Here is a 19,437-nt window from a genome sequence, read left to right as displayed (position 1 = left end):
AGGGGCGGGGCAGGTGGCGCTAGGCCGCTTCCTAGTCCGTCGGAGCCTCCTTAAATTTGTGCCGCCGCCATTCGTCACGACTTGGATGGACTGTCGAAACCTTCCCCATGCCGAATTTCCGCGCCGCCTCCCGGCGCCGGTGCCGCAGTTGTCGCTGTGGCAGGTGGATCTGGCCGATCCGGTGCATGCGGCGGCGATTGCGGTTGCCAGCTGCCTGGCCCCTGCCGAGCAGGCGCACTGCGCCACGCTGCGGCAAGCCGCTGACCGCAGCCGCTTCACGGGCGCGCGCGTGGCCTTGCGTACCATGCTGGCGCAGCGGCTGGAGTGCGCGCCGTCCACGCTGCGTTTCCGCACCGGCAGCCATGGCAAGCCTTATCTCGACGGCATCGCGGCACCGGCGTTCAACGTCGCGCATGCGGGGGACTACGCGTGGATCGCGCTGGCGGAAGCAGGCGGTGAGGTCGGCGTCGATATCGAGCGCATCGACCCGGCTCTGGGTTTGGCGACGATGCGCGAACTGGCCGCGCACTGCCTGACGCCGCGTGAGCGCGCGTGGCTGGCGCCGCTGTCGGCCGAGGCCTGGCCGCGTGCGTTCTTCCTGCTATGGACGGCCAAGGAGGCGCTGCTGAAGGCGTCGGGACTGGGGATTGCCGACCACCTGCAGCATGTGTCGGTGGTGGCGGACGGGCAGGGCGGCGCGGGCCGCCTGGCCGTGGTGGCTGAATCTGGCAAACTCGCCGGCCAGCTCGCCGGGCATGCGGCGGCGCTGGCGCGGATCCAGCTGTACCGGCTTGCCGCGCCGGACGATTACGCGGCGGCGATCGCCTGGTTGCCGCCCGCCTGAGCCGGCTGCGCCATCCAGCGGCGTTCGCCGGCGAGCGCGTCGTGGATGTCGCTGGCGATTTCCTCGGCGCGCGCGGGCAGCACCGACAGCAGCGTGTCGCTGAGTCCGTGGCTGCTCTGGCAGAAGCCCTGCAGGTACACCGGCACCGCCAGCTCCGGCGCGGCCCGCACGCGGTAGTTGCGGTCGACGCTGAAATCGCCCAGGTAGCGCGCCAGCGGCGCCAGCAGCCGGCGATGGCTTTCGCGCTCGTAACCGGTGGCCAGCACCACCGCATCGTAGCGGCGCGTGTCGGTATCGGCGGGCGCGCCCGGCGCAGTGGCGCCGATGGCCAGCTCGATGCCGCCGGCGCTGCATTGCGCGGCCTGCACCGCCTTGCAGGTGAGCAGGTTGACGCGGAACTGCCCGCACACCTTCTGCCGGTACAGCATGGCGTAGATCTGGTCGATCAGGTTGGCGTCGATGACCGAGTAGTTGGTGTTCAGGTATTCGTCGATCAGCCGGTCGCGGCCGGCCTGCGCCTGCTCGAACACCACATCGGTGTAGGCCGGCGCGAAGATCTCGTTGACGAAGGGGCTGTCGTCGGCCGGCTTCAGCGCCGCGCCGCGGATGATCCAGTCCACCTTGGCCGAAGGATAGTTGTCATGCAGGTCGATAAAGGCCTCGGCAGCGCTCTGGCCGGCGCCGATCACGGCGATGCGCATCGGTTTGCCGCTGGCGCACGGCTGCGTGCCGATCCAGTTCAGGTAGCCGCTGTGGTGGGTCAGGCGCGGGTCGCCGCACAGGCCGGCAAACGCCTCCGGAATGCGCGGCGTGCCGCCGGTCGACAACACGATGGCGCGCGCCAGCCGCGTGTGCTCGCGGCCCTGCGTATCGACCGATACCACGCGCACGCGCCCGATGCGGCCGCGCTCGGCTTCCGGCTCGATCCGCGCCACTGCCTCGCCATGGTTGCATTGCGCGGCAAAGTGGCTGGCGGCCCAGCGCAGGTAGTCGTTGTACTCCATGCGGCTGGGGTAGAAGGTGCGCAGGTTGATGAAATCGACCAGGCGCCCGTGGCGGTGCAGGTAGTTGATAAAGCTGTACGGACTGGTGGGGTTGCGCATCGACACCAGGTCCTTCAGGAACGAGATCTGCATCTCGCTCTGGGCCACCAGGGTATTGCCGTGCCACTGGTAGTCCTGCTGCTTCTCGATGAAATGCGCGTCGAGCGTGCGGCCGGCCGTGGCCTGCTCCTGCAGCGCGATTGCCAGGGCCAGGTTGGACGGCCCGAAGCCGATGCCGACCAGGTCGTGGGCGGCCGGGGAAATCTCGCGTAGCGTCATGGGTTCGGTCCTTGCTGAGCAGTCGAAGGGGTGGCCAGGGAGGGGAACAGCAGGTGTTCGCCAAAGAAGCGCTCGCGCAGCAGCATCACCAGCATGGCGCGCTTGTGCGGGAAGTCGAACTCCTTGACCTTGGAAAAACCGGCCTTGTCGAGGTTGGCGATCTGGCGCACATGGTCGGCGCGTGGCTCGCCCACGATGCGCTGCGTGCGCGGATCGTCGAGGAACTGGTAGTGCTGGATCGCGGGGAACCAGGCGGTCAGGAAGGCCTTGCCGCGGAAGGCCGGCTCGCCGATCAGCACATGCCAGCCACGGTCGTGATCGTGCGCGTCATAGAACGGCGCGATGCGGTTTTCCTTGGCCCAGTACACCTCGAAGTAGCCGAACGGCACGTCGTCGAAGGCGGCGATCAGCGGCAGCATGTGCGGGTCGTCGATCAGCCCCTGCAGGTAGGCGCGATGCCTGGCCTCGTCGCCTTCCTCGTTCCAGAAATACGCCACCTCGGGGTCGTTCATCCAGCGGTGCAGCAGGGGCAGGTCGCGCTCGAGCCCGGCGGCGCGCAGCGTCAGCGTCCGGTCCAGCCAGGGGATATGGCGCGCATAGACCACGCCGTGCGGCTTGGGCGCGCGCTGCGGATGGCGCTTGCCGTCGGTCAGCGCATAGCGCAGCGGATACGGCCCGGCCGATGGCGCAAGGTAAAGCTCGGGGCGTTGCCACAGCAGCCCGGCATGGGCCACGCTGCCGCGCGCGCCGGACGCATCGCGCACCAGCACGCCGAGCGCATGCAGCCGTCGCTCGGCGTCGCGCGACTCGAGCTGGACGCGCAGCGTGCGCGGCGCGCCGTGCGCAAACGCGGCGTCCAGTGCCGCCATTGCGGCATGCGCCAGCGCGGCGGCATCGGCCTCGGTATCGAGCAGCCGCAGCGCGTCGCCGTCGAGCGCGAAGCGCACCGGCGCGGCGGCGGCTTGCGTGACGGTAAGCTGCGCGCCGTCGAAGCGGCTTTCGCAGCGCAGCGCGGGGTCGGCGGCGAAGGAGACGTGGCGAGGGAAGGGAGAGAGCGTAGTCGGCATCGAAGTCCTGTGCAGGCGAGGCGATGGTTGCGGGCACGCGCGAGGCGCTGCCCGTCTTGCCTATCGAGACGAGGCAGCGGCCGTCGAATTTAGGTCCGCCGCGAGCGGCTGCACGCGGCCCGGCACACAGGCAAACGCCTGCGCCAGCGCCTCGGCGATGTCCTCATGCGCCTGCGCCGCATCGGCAACGATATTGCCCATGCGCAGGAACTCGTGGACCATGCCCGCATACTCGCGCACCGTCACCGGCACGCCGGCGTCGGCCAGCTTGCGCGCATAGGCATGGCCCTCGTCGCGCAGCGGATCGCACTCGGCCAGCACCAGCAGGGCCGGCGCCACGCCGCGATGATCGGGCGCCAGCAGCGGCGCGAAGCGCCAGTCGCGACGGTCGCCGGCATCGCGCAGGTACTGGCGGTAGAACCACTTGATGGTCTCCGTATCCAGCAGGTAGCCCTGGCCGTAGCGCCGGTGCGAATCGGTGTCGGTGCGCCCGCCCAGTCCCGCGTAGCACAGCACCTGCAGGCAGGGCTGCGGCAGCGCGGGGTCGTCGCGCGCGGCCAGCGCCAGCACCGCGCCGAGCGTGCCGCCGGCGCTGTCGCCGCCCACCGCAATCCGCTCCGGGTCCAGCCCCAGCGTGGCGGCGTGCGCGCCCAGCCACGCCAGCGCGTCGATGGCATCGTGGGCCGCGGTCGGGAAGCGGTGTTCCGGTGCCAGCCGGTACGCCACCGACAGCACCGCGCACGGCGTGCGCGATGCCAGCGCGCTGCACAGCGCGGCATGCGAGTCCAGGCTGCCGACGGTGAAGCCGCCGCTATGGAAGTGCAGCAGCACCGGCAGCGCCGGCCCGTCGCCGTGCGCGCGCGGCGCATAGAGGCGAGCATCGAGCCGCTGGCCGTCGCGGGTCGGGACCAGCAGCGCTTCGACCCGCGCCAGCGGCTCGGGCGGCAGGTCCAGCGCGGCCGAGGCAGCGTCGAATTCGCGCCGCGCCTGCGCCGGCGTGAGCTGGTGGATGACCGGGCGCTTGCCGGTCGCGGTGGCGATTTCCACCATGTCGAGCAGCGCTTCGAGATCGGGATGCAGTGCCATGATCGGTACGGAGGGGAAGAAGGGGTCAGGCGGCGGAGGCTTCCGGCACCGGCGTGGCGACGGGCGGCGCGGTGTCGCCGGCTATCTGCCCGTTCTCGATCCTGACCACGCGGTCGGCCAGGCCGAAGTAGCGGTCGTCGTGCGAGATCACCAGCATCGCCTTGCCCTGCGCGCGCAGTTCCGGCAGCACCTCGCGATAGAAGATGTCCTTGAACAGCGGGTCCTGGTCGGCGGCCCATTCATCGAGGATCAGCACCGGCCGGCGCTCCAGGCAGGCGACGATCAGCGCCAGCCGCTTGCGCTGGCCTTGCGACAGCGCCTGCGTGGTGAAGCGGCCCGCGCGCACGCTGACCTTGTGGCCGAGCTGGAAGCGCTCGATCAGACGGTTGGCCAGGGCCTCGTCCTGCGGGTCGTGCGCGAGCAGCGTGTCGAACAGGTGGAAGTCCGAGAACACCGCCGAGAACAGCGCCCGGTAGTCGGCCAGCCGCGCCGGGTCGGCCGCCTTGCCGTTATGGAGCAGGCGGCCCGACAGCGGCGGGTACAGCCCCGCGACCAGCTTGGCCAGCGTGGTCTTGCCGCTGCCGTTGCCGCCCACCAGGAACACGATCTCGCCGGCGCGCAGCACCAGGTCGACCGGCCCGAGCGCGAAGAAGCTGTTCTCGCCCTCGTGGAAGTAGCGGTGGCTGGCGCCGTCGAGTGCCACCGACGAGAACGACGCGGCAGGCGCCGCGCCCGGCGGCGCTTCCGGGTCGGCATCGGCGCCGAGCGCCTCGATGCGCGCGTAGGCGACGCGGCCCATGCTCAGCGCCGGCAGCGCGTTCAGCAGCGATTCCAGCGGCGACATGATGTACAGGAACATGATGGTGAAGCCCGTCATCACCGCCGGATCCAGCGGCGTCGCGCGCGGCGCGAACAGCACGCCGCCGATGACCGCGAAGAACAGGAAGCTGCCGAACCCCAGCGCCACGAAGAAGATCGACAGGCCGCGCGTGCGCGCCGCGCGCACTGCCTCCAGCGTGGTGCCCAGGCTGTCGCGCAGGAAGCCGCGCTGCTTGTCATGGTTGAGCTTGAGTTCGCGTGCGCCGGCCACCAGCGCCTTGAACTGGCCGTGCAGCGCGTCCTGGGCGACGCCGGCCTGCTTCAGGTGCACCAGCGCGCGGCGGTGGTTCAGGTGATAGATCCACGAACCCACACCCAGGATCGCGCAGGCAATGGCGAAGGTCGGCAACGACAGCCAGGCCAGGTAGCCCAGGCAGCCCAGCACCACCATGGCGTTGGTCAGCACCACCGGAATCACCGACAGGCCGTTGGCGACATGGGTGCTGTCGTCCGCCAGCGCCGCCTGCACGCGCGCATTGCCGGTCTGCTCGATATGCGGATAGGGCGCGCCGATAAAGCGCTCGCAGATCTGCGCGCGGATGCGCGCCAGCGCGCTCTGGCTGACGCGCACGAACAGCGTCGACGCCAGCGTGCGGCACGCCAGCACCGCGATCGCCAGCGCCGCGAACGGCAGCGCCAGCCGCGGCGCTTCGGCGCCCTGCGTGGCCAGCACGCGGTTGATCAGCGCCACCATGCCGACCGCGCACAGGCCGGCGGCCAGGCTGGCCGCGGCGGCCAGGACGATGGTAAGGCGCAGCGTGCGCGGCAGGGAGGCAAATAGCGTCATGCGGGCTTGGAGGCGGAGGGTCGTTACTGAGCGGATGACGTGCGGCGGCGGGGGAAAATTAGGTTCGTCGCGGAATTCCGGGGGTGAGGTGATGCGCGCAGATGGATGCGGTTGACTTCGTGGATGCGCCGGCCCTCACCCCCGGCCCCTCTCCCGCGAGCGGGAGAGGGGAGCAAACAAGCGGGCAACAAAAGCCAGAGAGATCGCCCGCGACAACGCGTGCGAGCGCAGCGATGCACTCCGTGCCAGAGCAGTAGACCTAAGATTGGAAGCGCGCGCAGCGCAGCCGAAGGCGTCCCACCGATAGCGCCAGCAGCAGGCTGCCTACACCCTGTTGGGATCGTTCAAAAGCAGGTGATCGAAGGCACCGCCCCTGACTCACATAGCGTTAGCAGGTTCGAACGGGCACCCACGCCAAACGGAAATCACCACCTCCCGAACCACCCACGCCGCGGAATTGATTGCCAGCCGCACAGGCGACGCGTTTCTTGCCTACTTCTTGGCGCTCGGCCAAGAAGTAGGTCGCCGGCTGCGCCGGCGAAACAGCCACGCCCGCCAAGCACGACACCCAAACCAAACCAACCACAATAACCCGCCAGCGCCACTAATTTCCACTCCAGCGCATTCGTCATCCGTAAGGCACCCCCGCATATGGCGCGGGGCCGCGCGCACCAGAACCCCGATGATCCCCTTGCTTGCGCCATTCTTTACCGGCCCGCTACGCCCGTTCGGCGAGCGCCTGTCCATTGCCGCACAGTCAGCCCACCCCCCGCTCAGCACCGCGGCCCTGGACCGCAGCTGGGCGGATGCCTGCCTCGCCAGCCTGGCGCAGGCACTGAGTTGCAATGATCGGCGCGCGCTCGCAGCCGCATGGTTCCGCGACTACACGCTGGCAATCCTGCCAGGCACGCTGGTGGCCGCAACCCTGCATCGGCGCGGCCTCCCGTTCGATCATCCGGCGCTCGCATGGCAAGCCGCGCCCGATGGCCGTCTGGCCACCCTGGTTCTGCCCGATGACGGCGCGCCGGCCGCAGGGACGCTGCCGCGCTTGCTGTCGCCATTGCTCATCCAACATCTGCCGCAAGTGGTGACAGCCTTCGCCGCCGCCGCGGGCATATCACCGCGCTTGCTCTGGTGCACCGGTGGCGTCGCCGCCGCCGGCGTCGCGCGGCAACTGGCCGCACATCCCACGCTTGCCGCGGCACAACGCGCGGAAGTGCTGGCCTGGAGCAGCAATGCCGTGTCCGCCGACGGCTTCGGCAACCCCTTCCACGGCGCCTTCCGTCCAGGCGCGGAGCCCGGGGTACCCGGCGTAACGGCGGTGCGGCGCATCTGCTGCCTGAACCATCGCCTGCCCGGCGAACGGTATTGCGGCACGTGCCCGCTGATGGCGGATGCGCGGGCACGCGCCCGGCTCAGCGGTGCGGAGACTGCTTCCGCGCGCGCCGCTGCCGCCATAGCCAGCCCCCAGTAACCGCCACCGGCACGCCCAGGCCGACCCAGCACAGCGCATCCCACGCGCCATCGCCAAAAATGCCGGCGGCGAGGCCGCCCAGCGACAGCGCGCCCAGCAGCACCGGCATCGGCCAGGTATCGTCGATCAGCTTCATGCCTGGTCTCCCGACAGTTGCGGCGGCAGCGGTGCGCGCGCCTCCTCGCGGCTGCGCCGCGGCCGCCTGAGCCAGAAGATCAGCCCGGTCACGGTGGCCCCCGCCGTGATCGCGGTCAGCAGCGCCCACAGGATCTGCAGCGGCCTGCCGGCATAGTCGCCGAAGTGGAACGGGGCCGACAGCAGCAGCACCTGCAGGTACCACGGCATGCCGCGCACCGCGGCGACGCTGCCGTCGCCTGCATCGACCAGCACGATCGCATAGACGCGCTTCTGCAGCTCGGTATGGCCGCGCAGCACCACGCCGTAGTGGCGGCCGGTGGAGAACTCGGTGCCGGGATAGAACACGAAGGCCGGATCCTTGCCCGGCACGGCCTGGTGGGCGGCCTCCAGCGCGCGGTCGACCGGCACGAGTTTCGGCGGCGTCGGGCCGGGCAGGGTGGCGATCAGATGCTGCAGTTCCGTCTTCTGCCACAGCCCGATGATCAGCGGCGAAAACGACAGGAAGGTGCCGGTCAGCCCGACCACCAGCGCCCACACCATCACCACGATGCCGAACAGGTTGTGCAGGTCCGCCTGCACCACGCGCACCGGCTTGCCGAAACGCACCAGTCCGAAGGCCAGCTTGCGCATGAAGGGACCGTAGAGCACCAGGCCACTGATCAGGCTGAGTGCGAACAGCACGCCGATAAAGCCGATGAAGAACTGCCCGGGCAGGCCCAGGAACAGGTTCAGGTGCAGCTTGAGAATGAAGCCGCTGACGGTCTCGCCGGCCGGACCGGGCTTGCGCGGCGCCCCGGTGGCGGCATCGAACTGGATCGTGGTGCCGTGGCGCAGCTTGGGCTCGCCGGGCGGGCCGACCCGCACGCCGACGGCATCGGCGTCATCCTCGGCAAAGGCGATCGACTTGGGCGTCTGGCCCGCATGGGCGGCGCGCGCCGCGTCGACCATGCCCTGCAGCAGCGGGCGCTGCGCCGGCACAGGCAGGGTGCGTTCGGCCGACACCAGGCCGTGGTGTTCCTGGCCGGCGAGCGCGTCGATGTCCTCGTGGAAGATCAGCAACAGGCCGGTGAGGCAAAGCACCAGCAGGTTCAGGGTGCAGAGCAGGCTGGTCCAGCGATGGATGGCGTACCAGAAGCGTAGCGTGGGGGCTTTCATGTGATGGGACTCCTGCAAGGGCACGGCCCCGCACCCGGGTTGCGGGTGCGGGGCCGTGCCTGTCGCCAGGTATAGGCATGCCAGGCCATGCCCGGCTTACCAGCGGTACGTCACCGTGCCGATGATGGTGCGGCGGCGCCCGTAGTAGCAGTTGGTGGCGCTGTCGCATGCGGCGACGTAGGTCTTGTCGAACAGGTTGTTGACGTTCAGCCGCAGCGTGTAGTGCCGGGCAAACGAATAGCTCGCGGCCAGGTCCACCAGCGTGAAGCCCGGCACCTCGGTCACGTTGGTCTGGTCGTAGGTCTTGCTGACGTAGCGCACGCCGCCGCCCAGCCAGACCCCGGCGAGGAAGCCGCTGGACAGTCGGTAGTCCGCCCACAGCGAGGCCATGTGGCGCGGCACGTATTGCGGCGTCTTGCCGGCGTTGGGCGCGTTCGGGCCGGCCTTGGTGACCTCGGCGTCGGTGTAGGTGTACGACGCCAGGATGTTGAAGTTGGGCGTGACCGACCACGTGCCTTCCAGCTCCACGCCGCGCGACCGCACTTCACCCAGCTGCGACGAGAAGCCGCTGACCGGCGAGGTGGTCAGCACGTTGGCCTGGGTCAGGTCGAACAACGACAGCTGGGCAAAGCTGCGGCTGCCCGTGGGCTGCCATTTCAGGCCGGCCTCGTACTGCTTGCCGGTGGTCGGCTGCGGCGTGCCGCCGCCGAACAGCGGCACCGCCGTGGCCGGCTCGAACGAGGTCGAGTAGCTGACATAGGGCGAGAGACCGTACGGCCCTTCCCACAGCAGGCCGGCGCGGCCGGTGAACTTGCCGTCGTCGCTGCCGGTGCGGGTGACCGCGTTGGTCGACAGCGCGCGCGTGTCGGTGCTGACCTTGGCCTTGTCATAGCGCCCGGCCAGCTGCAGCATGAAGCGGTCGGAGATCCGCACCATGTCCTGCAGGTAGAAGCCGATCTGGCTGCGCGTGGTGTCCTCGTCGGTCTGGTAGTTCGGCGCGACGAAGTTGCCGTAGACCGGGTTGAAGATATTCAGCGGCGGCTGCGCGGCCGGCGTGTTGCCGGTCAGGCCGCGCAGGCGGTTGAAGGTCGAGCGCGAGTAGTCGATGCCGGTCAGGATGGTATGGTCGAAGATGCCATGCCTGACCTTGATCTGCGCCTGGTTGTCGACCGTGAACAGGTCGAACGACTCGTTCGAGCGCAAGCCGATGCGCCGCATCAGGTAGGGCCCGTTGGGCGGATTCGCCACCAGCCCGCCGTTGCCGCCGATGTTTTCGTAGCTGACGTACATGTGGCCGTAGCGCAGGTTCTGGCGCAGCGTCACGGTATCGTTCAGGCGGTGCGAGAATTCATAGCCGGCCAGGTACTGCTCGCGCTTGAAGCGGTCGAAGCCGGGCTCGCCGGTAAACAGGTCGGTCGGGATCTTCGAGCCGTTGGCCAGCGGCGTGACCGTGCCCAGCGCCGGCAAAAAGTTGGCGCTGTTGCCGGCGTTGTCGTGGTAGATCTGCGCGTAGGCCGTGAAGCTGGTGGCATCAGTGGGGCGCCACGTGATCTGCGGCGCGATGAAGAAGCGGTCGTCGCCGGCCATGTCGGTCTGCGTGCCGCTGTCGCGCGCCAGCGCGGTCAGGCGGTACAGCACCTTGCCGTCCTGGTCGAGCGCGCCGGTGAAGTCGCCGGAAACCTCCTTGCGGTCGAAGTTGCCGAAGCTGAGGTTGATCTCGTTGGCGGTCTCCGCCTGCGGCCGCTTGCTGATCTGGTTGATCAGGCCGCCGGGGGAGGTCTGCCCGTACAGCACCGACGACGGGCCGCGCACCACGTCGACGCGCTCCAGGCTGTACGGCTCCAGCTCCCAGCCGCCGTAGCCGCCGGACGCCGGCAGTTTCAGGCCGTCCCAGTACTGGCTGTTCTGGGACACGGTGAAGCCGCGGATCATGTACGTGCTGCGCCGCGTATCGACGATCGGCTCGGTGCGCACGCCGGCGCTGTAGCGCAGCGCTTCCTCGACCCGCTGCACGCCCTGGGCGCGCATCTGGTCGGCGGTGATGACGCTGATCGACTGGGGCGTGTCCGCGATCGGCACATCGGACTTGGTGGCGGACACCGACTTCTTGTTCGCCGGCCCGTAGTTCTCGACGCTGTCGGCGCGCACGCTGACGGTCGGCAGCTGTACCTCCGCGGTGGTGCGCGCCTGCGCCGTGCCGCTGTCCTGCGCCTGCGCGCACTGCATGGAGACTGCCAGCGCCAGCGCCGTCAGCGCAAATGGTTGATGGCCTGGCCGACCCCGGCCCGGGCGACCCGTTCTACCCCTGTGCATATTCCTCCTGGAATTCGGCTTTCTTGATTTCGGCCGTATTGTAAATGCAAATCATTGTTATTAGCGTTAAGAAATTTCATTCGCAGCCTCCTACGTCGGGAGGGTGGCCGTGCCGGTAGCCGGGTGCGGCGCTTCGGTTTCGCGCTCGGGCTCGGGGCGGGCCTCGACGCTGCGGCCCAGCTGCGCCAGCAAACGCGGGTCGCGCACGATGGCGTGGTGGTCCACGCCGTCCAGCACGGTCTCTTCACGCGGTGCGCCGAGCCAGCCGGCCAGCCGCGCGGCAGCGCCGTCACGGCCGGTGCGCCACCAGACCGCGCGCGGCGTCCTTACCACGGGCAGCGTGCGCTGGGCCGCGGCCAGCAAGCCCAGCCGGTGCGCAGCCAGGAACATGTGCGCCAGCTCGTCCGCGCCCAGCGCGGCCTGTGGTGCAGTGGACGCGGCAATACGCGGCGCGAGCAGGGCGCGTACGGCTTCGGCGTCGGGCTCGGGAGTGGCATCGCGCGGCAGCGCGAGCGGTTCCGCGCCGGGCAGCAGTCGCTCGGCAAACGCCGCCAGCGCCGCAGGCCAGCCGGGCGCCGCACTGGCGTGCGAACGCGGCTCCGGCACGAACGGATCGACCAGGCCCAGCCACTGGACCGTCTGCCCCTGTGCCTCCAGCTCGCGCGCCATCAGCGTGGCCAGTGCCGCGCCGAGCGACCAGCCCAGCAGCAGGTAAGGCCCTTGCGGCTGCGCCACGCGCCATTCCCGCACATAGTCCGCCGCGATCGATGCCAGCGACGCGTCGCGCCATGCCGGATCGGCCAGCGCGCGCGCCTGGAAGCCATAGACCGTGCGCTGCGCGCCAAGCTCCGCGACGATGGCGTCGTAGTCGAACAGCGTGCCCAGCGCCGCGTGGACGCAGGCCACCGGCGGCAGCGTGGCGTTTGCCGGGCCAGGCGCGAGCACGCGCAGCGCGGCGGCGGGCGTGGCATCCGGCAAGGCCGCGGCAGGCTCGCCGTCCGGCAGCAACTGGCCGATGGTCGGCGTCCGCATCAGGTCGCGCAGCTTCAGGTCCAGCCCCAGTGCCCGGTTGGCGCGCACGCGGGAAATCACCTTCAGGCTCAGCAGCGAATCGCCGCCGAGCGCGAAGAAGTTGTCGTCCAGCCCCACGCGCGGCACGCCAAGCACGTCCTGCCACACCTGCGCGAGCCAGCGTTGCGCTTCGGTCCGCGGGGGCACGTGCTGGTCGGCGCTTTCCGCTCCCGGTACAGGCAGGGCACGGCGGTCGAGCTTGCCGTTGGGCGTCAGCGGCAGGGTGTCGAGCACGACGAAGGCGGCCGGCACTATATAGTCCGGTAGCTCGGCAGACAGCGCGGTGCGCAACGTGGCGCCATCCACGGTCGCGCCCCCAGCGGGCACCACATACGCCACCAGCCGCGCACCGGACGGTCCCTCGGCGGCGATCACCGCCGCGTTGCCGACACCGGGCTGCGCCAGGATGCGCGCCTCGATCTCGCCCGGCTCGATGCGGAAGCCGCGGATCTTCAGTTGCTGGTCGATGCGACCCAGGTATTCGAGCTGACCGTGGGGCAGCCAGCGCGCCAGGTCGCCGGTGCGGTAGAGCCGCGCGCCATCGCCGGCAAACGGATCCGGAACGAAACGCTCGGCGGTCATGCCGCCCTTGTTCAGGTAGCCCCGCGCCAGCCCCTCGCCACCGATGTAAAGCTCGCCGGCCACGCCCGGCGGCACCAGGTTCAGTTCGGCATCGAGCAGGTAGCAGCGGCGCGCGCCGACCGGGCGCCCGATCGGCGCATAGGTGCCGGCAAACTCGGCTTCAGGCGCGTCGGCGCGTACCTTCCAGACCATCGGCGTGACCACGGTTTCGGTTGGGCCATAGCCGTTGATAAAGGTCTGTGGTGCCAGCGCGCGGCGTGCCTGGGCAAACGCGGCGCGCGGCATGGCCTCGCCGCCGAACGAGTAGAGCGCCACGGGGGGACACTCGCCGCTCTGTTCGCAATGCTCGGCCAGCTGGCGCAGGTAGGCCGGCGGGAAGCCGGCGTTGGTGACGCCGTGGCGGGTCATGGCCGCGGCGGTCTGCTCCGGTGTCCACAACGCATCGTCGCGCAGCAGCAGCGAGCCGCCGCAGGCCAACGCGCACAGCCAGCGCTCGTGGGCGCCGTCGAAGGCGAACGAGAGGAAATGCAGTTCGCGCGAATGGGGGCCCATCTCGTAGGCGTCGATGGTCGCGGCCACGTGCATGGCGAGCGGGCCGTGCGCGACGCAGACACCCTTGGGCCGGCCGGTCGAGCCCGAGGTGTAGATCACGTAGGCGAGCTGGCCGGGGTGGATCGGCTGCTCCGCCAGCGGCGCGATGCCATCGTCGACCGTATCGAGCGTCAGCACGGGCAGCGCCGCCGGCGCGGGCAGCGCATCGAGCAGCGCGGGCTCGGTGACCAGCAGCCGGATCGCGCTGTCGTCGAACAGGTAGGCCAGCCGGTCCCTGGGATAGGCGGGATCGAACGGCACGTAGGCGGCGCCGCTGCGCATCACGGCCAGCAGTGCGACGATCAAATCGGGCGAGCGCGACAGGGCGATGCCAACGCGATCCTCGGCGCCGATGCCGCGTGCGCGCAGCACAGCAGCGAGGCGGTCGGCGCGGGCCAGCAGCTCGCCGTAGCGCAGCACCTGTTCGCCGCAGATCACGGCGACGGCGTCGGGGCGGGCCGCGGCGTGGCGGGCGATGTGCGCGTGCACCGGCAGGGTCTCGCCGGCAGGCGCTTCGCCCTGGCCCAGCGCCAGCAGTGCCGCGTGCTCATCCTGCGTCAGCAGGCTGAGCGCGCCAACGGTTTGTCCCGGCACGGTGCCGATGGCTTCCAGCAGCCCCGTCATCTGCGCGCAGATGCGCGCCACCTGAGCGGCGTCGAACGCGCGCCGCATGTAGGTGAAGCCGAGCCGCAGCGTCTGGCGCAGGCTGACCTCGACGTCCATCTCGTATTCGGTCAGGCCCGTGCTGCCCTGCGTGGCGAAGCGCAGGCCGCTGCGGCTGGCGGATGCCAGCGCGTCTTCGAGCGGGAAGTTCTCGAACACCAGGATGCTGTCGAACAGTCGCTGGCCGGCCTGGCCGCCCCAGCGCTGGATATCGGACAGCGGCGTGTGCCCATGCTCGCGCGCGGCCAGGTTGAAGCCTTGCAGTTCGCGCAGCCAGTCGCCCACCGCCTGCTCTGGCCGTGGCGCGGCCAGCACCGGCAATGTGTTGATGAACAGCCCCAGCATCTGCTCGCTGCCAGGCACGTCCGCGGGCCGGCCGGCCACGGTGGCGCCGAAGGCCACGCGGCGCTGGCCGGTGTAGCGCTGCAACAGCAGCAGCCACGCGGCCTGCACCACGGTGTTGAGCGTCACCTTCTGCGCGCGGGCGTAGGCTGACAGCCGTTCGGTCAGCGCCGCGCCGCAGTCGTGCTGCAGCAGCCCGTAGCCTTCGCTGCCGGCCGGCGCCGGCAGCGCCTGCGCCAGCCGCGTGGGCGTGTCGAAGCCATCGAGCTGGCCGGACCAGAACGCCTGCGCCGCGCCGGCATCGCGCTGCTGCAGCCAGCGGATGTAGTCGACAAAGTGGCCTTCGGGCGGCGCCACCGTCTCGCCCGCATAGCGCTTCAGCACCTCGCCCAGCAGCTGGGAAGTGCTCCAGCCATCGAGCAGCAGGTGGTGCACGGTCCAGACCAGGTGATGCCGGCCAGGACCGGTGCGCACCAATGCCAGCCGCATCAGCGGCGGGCATTCCAGGTCGAAACCCTTGGCCAGGTCCGCCGCCGCGAACTGGTCCAGCGCGGACGGCAGCGCCTCGGCCGGCTGCGCCGACCAGTCGTGTTCGACCAGCGGCAGTTCTACCGCGTGCGCCACCCATTGCAGCGGCTGCTCGCCGCGCTGCAGGAAGCCCGTGCGCAGGGCATCGTGGCAACCCAGCGCCGCGCGCCAGGCCCGGGCGAAGCGGCCGGGGTCGAGCCCCTCGACCTCGACCCGCAGCTGGTTGATATAGGCACTGCCGGCATCCGCGCGCGCCACGCTGTGGTACAGCATGCCCGCCTGCATCGGCGATAGCGGATACAGGTCCTGCACCCGCGCGGCGTCGAGGCCGAGGCCGTCGAGCTGGCCTTGCGACAGGCGTGCCAGCGCAAAGTCCTCGCTGCGCAGGCTGGTCCGGCGCGGCGATGCCTGGGTATGCACCACGTCGGCCTTTTGATCCAGCGGCGACAACGCCTCGGCCACCGCCGCCAGCGTCTGCCGCTCGAACAGCTGTCGCGGCGTCAGCAGCCAGCCCAGCGCGCGCAGCCGCGCGACGATCTGCAGGCTCAGGATCGAATCGCCGCCCAGTTCGAAGAAGTTGTCATGGCGGCCCACGCGTGCCACCTTCAGCACCGCGGCCCAGGTGCCGGCCAGCACCGCTTCCACGCCGGGCTGCGGCGCCTCGTAGGCACTGGTACCGGCGAATTCGGGCGACGGCAGCGCGCGGCGGTCCAGCTTGCCGTTGGGCGTGACCGGCATGCGCTCCAGCACGACCATGGCGCCGGGCACCATGTAGTCGGGCAACGCCTGCGCCAGCCAGCCGCGCAGCGCGTCGGTGTCGATCGCCGAACCGGCGGCGGGCACGACATAGGCCACCAGCCGCGCCGGTCCGTCGCCGGTAAGCGCGATGACCACGGCCTCGCGCACGCTGCCGTGCGCGAGCAGGCATGTCTCGATCTCGCCCAGCTCGATGCGCAGGCCGCGGATCTTGACCTGGTGGTCGAGCCGCCCCAGGTATTCGATCTGACCGTCGGCGCGCCGCCGCGCCAGATCGCCGGTGCGATAGAGCCGCTCGCCGTGCGCGCCGTGCGGATCGGCGACAAAGCGCTCGGCGGTCAGCGCGGCGCGGCCGAGATAGCCGCGCGCCAGGCCGGCGCCGCCGAGATACAGTTCGCCCGCGATGCCGTCCGGCACCGGATGCATGGCTCCGTCCAGCACATGCGCGCAGACATTGGCGATCGGGCGCCCGATCGGCACCGCATGCCCGCCGTCGTCGCGGCAGGTCCAGTGGGTGACGTCGATGGCCGCCTCGGTGGGGCCGTACAGGTTGTGCAGGCCCGCCTGCGGCAGCAAGGCCATGGTGCGCCGGGCAAGGTCCGCCGGCAGCGCTTCGCCGCTGCAGACGATGTGGCGCAGGCTGGCGCACGCGGCGGCCACGGCGCCATCGGCAACAAAGGCCTGCAGCATCGCCGGCACGAAATGCAGCGTGGTGACCCGATGCTGCGCGATCAACGCGGCGAACCGCTGCGGGTCGCGATGGTCGCCCGGCGCCGCCAGCGCCAGCCGCGCGCCCGTCATCAGCGGCCAGAAAAACTCCCAGACCGAGACATCGAAGCTGAACGGAGTCTTCTGCAGCACGGTGTCGCCGGCACCCAGCTGGTACTGCGCCTGCATCCACCAGAGCCGGTTGTGCAGCGCGCCGTGCCGGTTGCCGGCGCCCTTGGGCCGGCCGGTGGAGCCGGAGGTGTAGATCACGTAGGCCAGGTTTTCCGGCGACAGCGCGGGCGACGGATTATGCTCGCCGCGCTGCGCATAGAGCGCCGGATCGGCCAGGTCGACGCCGGCCACGGCACGGGACAGCGCCGGCATCGCATCGGGGCGCTGCATCAGCACCAGCGCCACGCCGCTGTCCTCGATCATGTAGGCCAGGCGGTCGGCGGGATAGTCCGGATCGAACGGCACGTAGGCGCCGCCGGCCTTGAGGATGGCCAGCAGCGCGACGACCATTTCGACGGAGCGCTCGGCCAGCACGCCGACCGGCACGTCCGGGCCAACCCCTTGCGCGATCAGTCGATGCGCCAGCGCGTTGGCGCGGCGGTTCAGTGCCGCATAGGTCAGGCGCTCTTCGCCGAAGCACAGCGCAATCGCGTCGGGATGGGCGGCAGCACGGGCTTCGAACAGACGGTGCACCGGTTCCGCGGCGGGATAGGGCTGCGGATCGGCGCCCAGCGCCAGCGCGGCGCGTGCCTCGGGCGGCGCCATCAGCGCGATCTCCCCCAGCGGACGCGCCGCGTCGGCGGCCAGCTGGCGCAGCACCGCAAACAGGCTCCGTGCCAGCTGCGCGGCATGCGGCTCGGCCAGCTGTGCGCGGTCGAAGCGGCAGGTCAGGTGCAGCGTGTCGGTATGCGCGAACAGCAGCGTCAGCGGGTAGTTGGTCTCGGCGCGGTTGCCGATGCCGGAGAACGACAGCCCGGCAGGAGCGCGGCGCAGCGCGGCATCGACCGGATAGTTCTCGAACACCACGATCGAATCGAACAGGGCCTGGCCACCCTGGCCGGCCCAGCGCTGGATGTCGTAGAGCGGGGTGTGCTCGTGCTCGCGCAGCGCCAGGTTCAGCGCCTGCACCTCGCGCAGCCAGTCGCCCACCGCTTGCTGCGGACGCGGCGACGCGATCACCGGCAGCGTATTGATGAACAGCCCCAGCATCTGCTGCGCGCCCGGCAGCTCGGCCGGGCGGCCGGCCACGGTGGCGCCGAAGGCCACGCACGGCTGGCCGGTGCAGCGCTGCAGCAGCAACAGCCAGGCAGCCTGCACCAGCGTGTTCAGCGTGAGCTTCTGCGCGCGGGCAAAACCAGCCAGCGCGCTGGTTTCTGCGGCGTCGAGTTCGTGGTGATGCTCGCCCTGGCCTTGGCCGTCTTCCGGGGCCGGCAGCGCCGCCAGCAGGTGGGTCGGCGCGTCGAGCGGTGCCAGTTGCGCCTTCCAGAAGACTTCGCCGGCGACGGCGTCGCGCGACTGCAGCCAGCCGATATAGTCGGCAAAGCGGCCGCCGCTGGCGGGCAGCGTTTCGCCGGCATAGTGGCGCAGCACTTCACCGAGCAGTTGCGCGGTGCTCCAGCCGTCGAGCAGCAGGTGGTGCACGGTCCAGACCAGATGATGGCGATGCGGGCCGGTGCGCAGCAGTGCCAAGCGCATCAGCGGCGGGCGCTCGAGGTCGAAGCCCTGCGCGTGCTGGCCATCAGCGAAGGCGTCGATCTCGTCCGCGCCGCGTCCGCGCCAGTCCTCGACCAGCACGGACAGCGCCGCCTGCCTGGCCACCCACTGCAGCGGCGGGTCTGCCCGGTGCAGGAAGCCGCTGCGCAGGGTGTCGTGGCGCGCCAGCACGGCTTGCCATGCGGCGCGGAAGCGATCCGGCTCGATGCCGTCGACATCGACGCGCAGCTGGTTGGTATAGGCGCTGCCGCGCTCGCCAAACACGCTGTGGAACAGCATGCCGGCCTGCATCGGCGACAAGGGGTAGAGGTCCTGCACCTGCTGCGGCGCCAGGCCAAGCGCATCCAGCCCGGCCTGCGAAAGGCGGGCGAGCGGGAAGTCGGACGGCGTCAGGCCCGCGGCCCCGGCGGTGCAATGGGCGACAACCGCCTCCAGTTCGGCGCGAAACGCCGCCGCCAGCGCTTCGATCGTTGCGCTGCGATAGCGTCGGCGGGCATAGGCCACCGACAGCTTGAGCTGACCGTCCTGCACCTGCCCGCTGATCGACAACGGATGCGACAGCGGCGTGGCAGGGTCCTGGTTGGCGCCCGCGCTGTCGCCCGAGAGCCGCCACGGGCTGTCGTCGGCAAAGCTGGCGTCGAGCTGGCCCAGGTAGTTGAACACCACTTCAGGCTTCGGCACATCGGCCAGCGCCGCCTGTTGCGCGGGCGAGCCGAAGCGACGCAGCAGGCCGAAGCCGATGCCATCACCAGGAACCGCCCGCAATTGCTCCTTGACCGCCTTGATCGCGCCATCGAGCGCGCCCGTGCCCTCGAGCGCGACCGGGAACAGCGTCGTGAACCACCCGACGGTGCGGCTCAGGTCGAGGGTATCGTCAACCCCGGCGACGCGGCCATGGCTTTCGAGGTCGATCAGCACCCGATCGCGGCCACTCCAGCCGGCCAGTGCTCGCGCCAGCGCCGTCAGCAGCAGGTCGTTGACGCGCGTGCGGTACGCCGCTGGGGTGCGCTGCAGCAGCGCCTGGGTCAGTTCGGCCGGCAGCGTCAGCGTGACGGTGTCGCGTTCGGCGATGGCCATGGCGCCCGTCGGTTCGTCGCAAGGCAGGCTGGCATCGGCTTGCGCCAGCGCCCGCCAGTGCGCCATTTCGCCACCGCGCTCTTTGGCATTGGCGCGCAGCGCCTGCGACCAGCGCTGGTACGACGCGGTGCGTGCGGGCAGCACGGCAGGCTGGCCTTGCCGGCGTTGCGCGTACGCGTCGCGCAGATCCTCGACCAGCACGCGCCACGACACGCCATCGACCACCAGGTGATGGATCACCAGCAGCAATTGCCAGCGCTCGCCACCTTGCAGCGCGACAACACGCAGCAGCGGACCCTCGGCCAGATCGAGGCTGCACTGGGCGGCGT

At 70.4% G+C, this 19,437-nt stretch carries 10 protein-coding genes; 2 read left to right on the top strand and 8 right to left on the bottom strand.

The annotated features are described in order from the left end of the window. Positions 1–85: 85 nt before the first annotated feature. Entirely contained in the window at positions 86–844 is a 759-nt protein-coding gene (locus MKD38_RS16170) for a 4'-phosphopantetheinyl transferase family protein (RefSeq protein WP_252678240.1), read from the top strand. On the opposite strand, the gene MKD38_RS16165 is transcribed toward MKD38_RS16170, so the two are convergent. From MKD38_RS16165 to MKD38_RS16150, 4 genes are read right to left on the bottom strand one after another with little or no spacing between them, the layout of a single operon-like run. Continuing rightward, a complete protein-coding gene (locus MKD38_RS16165) occupies positions 808–2,166 on the bottom strand; it encodes a lysine N(6)-hydroxylase/L-ornithine N(5)-oxygenase family protein (protein WP_252678239.1) in 1,359 nt (452 codons plus the stop codon). The two genes, MKD38_RS16170 and MKD38_RS16165, sit on opposite strands and share 37 nt — an antisense overlap. Then, positions 2,163–3,233 (bottom strand): GNAT family N-acetyltransferase, encoded by a 1,071-nt coding sequence (locus MKD38_RS16160; RefSeq protein WP_252678238.1) that lies wholly within the window; start codon positions 3,231–3,233, stop codon positions 2,163–2,165. The genes MKD38_RS16165 and MKD38_RS16160 overlap by 4 nt, the downstream gene beginning before the upstream one ends. A gap of 60 nt (positions 3,234–3,293) precedes the next feature. Next, complete coding sequence (locus MKD38_RS16155) at positions 3,294–4,319, bottom strand: alpha/beta hydrolase (protein ID WP_252678237.1); 1,026 nt, start codon at positions 4,317–4,319, stop codon at positions 3,294–3,296. 25 nt (positions 4,320–4,344) lie between these two features. After that, on the bottom strand, positions 4,345–5,985 hold the full coding sequence (locus MKD38_RS16150; protein WP_252678236.1) for a cyclic peptide export ABC transporter: 1,641 nt from the start codon (positions 5,983–5,985) through the stop codon (positions 4,345–4,347). A 682-nt stretch (positions 5,986–6,667) separates the two neighbouring features. Here MKD38_RS16150 and fhuF point away from each other — a divergent pair. After that, a complete protein-coding gene (gene fhuF / locus MKD38_RS16145) occupies positions 6,668–7,459 on the top strand; it encodes a siderophore-iron reductase FhuF (protein ID WP_252678234.1) in 792 nt (263 codons plus the stop codon). On the opposite strand, the gene MKD38_RS16140 is transcribed toward fhuF, so the two are convergent. From MKD38_RS16140 to MKD38_RS16125, 4 genes are all read right to left on the bottom strand, one after another. Then, on the bottom strand, positions 7,401–7,595 hold the full coding sequence (locus MKD38_RS16140) for a hypothetical protein (protein WP_252678233.1): 195 nt from the start codon (positions 7,593–7,595) through the stop codon (positions 7,401–7,403). The two genes, fhuF and MKD38_RS16140, sit on opposite strands and share 59 nt — an antisense overlap. After that, positions 7,592–8,752 carry a PepSY-associated TM helix domain-containing protein gene (locus MKD38_RS16135; RefSeq protein WP_252678232.1) on the bottom strand — a complete coding sequence of 387 codons (1,161 nt, stop codon included), beginning with the start codon at positions 8,750–8,752 and terminating at the stop codon, positions 7,592–7,594. Before MKD38_RS16135 ends, MKD38_RS16140 begins: the two co-directional genes overlap by 4 nt. A 96-nt stretch (positions 8,753–8,848) precedes the next feature. Beyond that, a complete protein-coding gene (locus tag MKD38_RS16130; protein ID WP_252678231.1) occupies positions 8,849–10,978 on the bottom strand; it encodes a TonB-dependent siderophore receptor in 2,130 nt (709 codons plus the stop codon). Positions 10,979–11,155: 177 nt separating this feature from the next. Next, positions 11,156–19,437, bottom strand: an 8,282-nt coding sequence (locus MKD38_RS16125) for a non-ribosomal peptide synthetase (RefSeq protein WP_256505112.1), incomplete at its 5' end; no start/stop codon positions are given.

It is taken from the genome of Cupriavidus sp. WGlv3 (assembly GCF_023952475.1).
Classification (GTDB): Bacteria; Pseudomonadota; Gammaproteobacteria; order Burkholderiales; family Burkholderiaceae; genus Cupriavidus; species Cupriavidus phytorum.
Note: the sequence above shows the minus strand (reverse complement) of the source record. Positions and strands in the feature narration are given on the sequence as shown.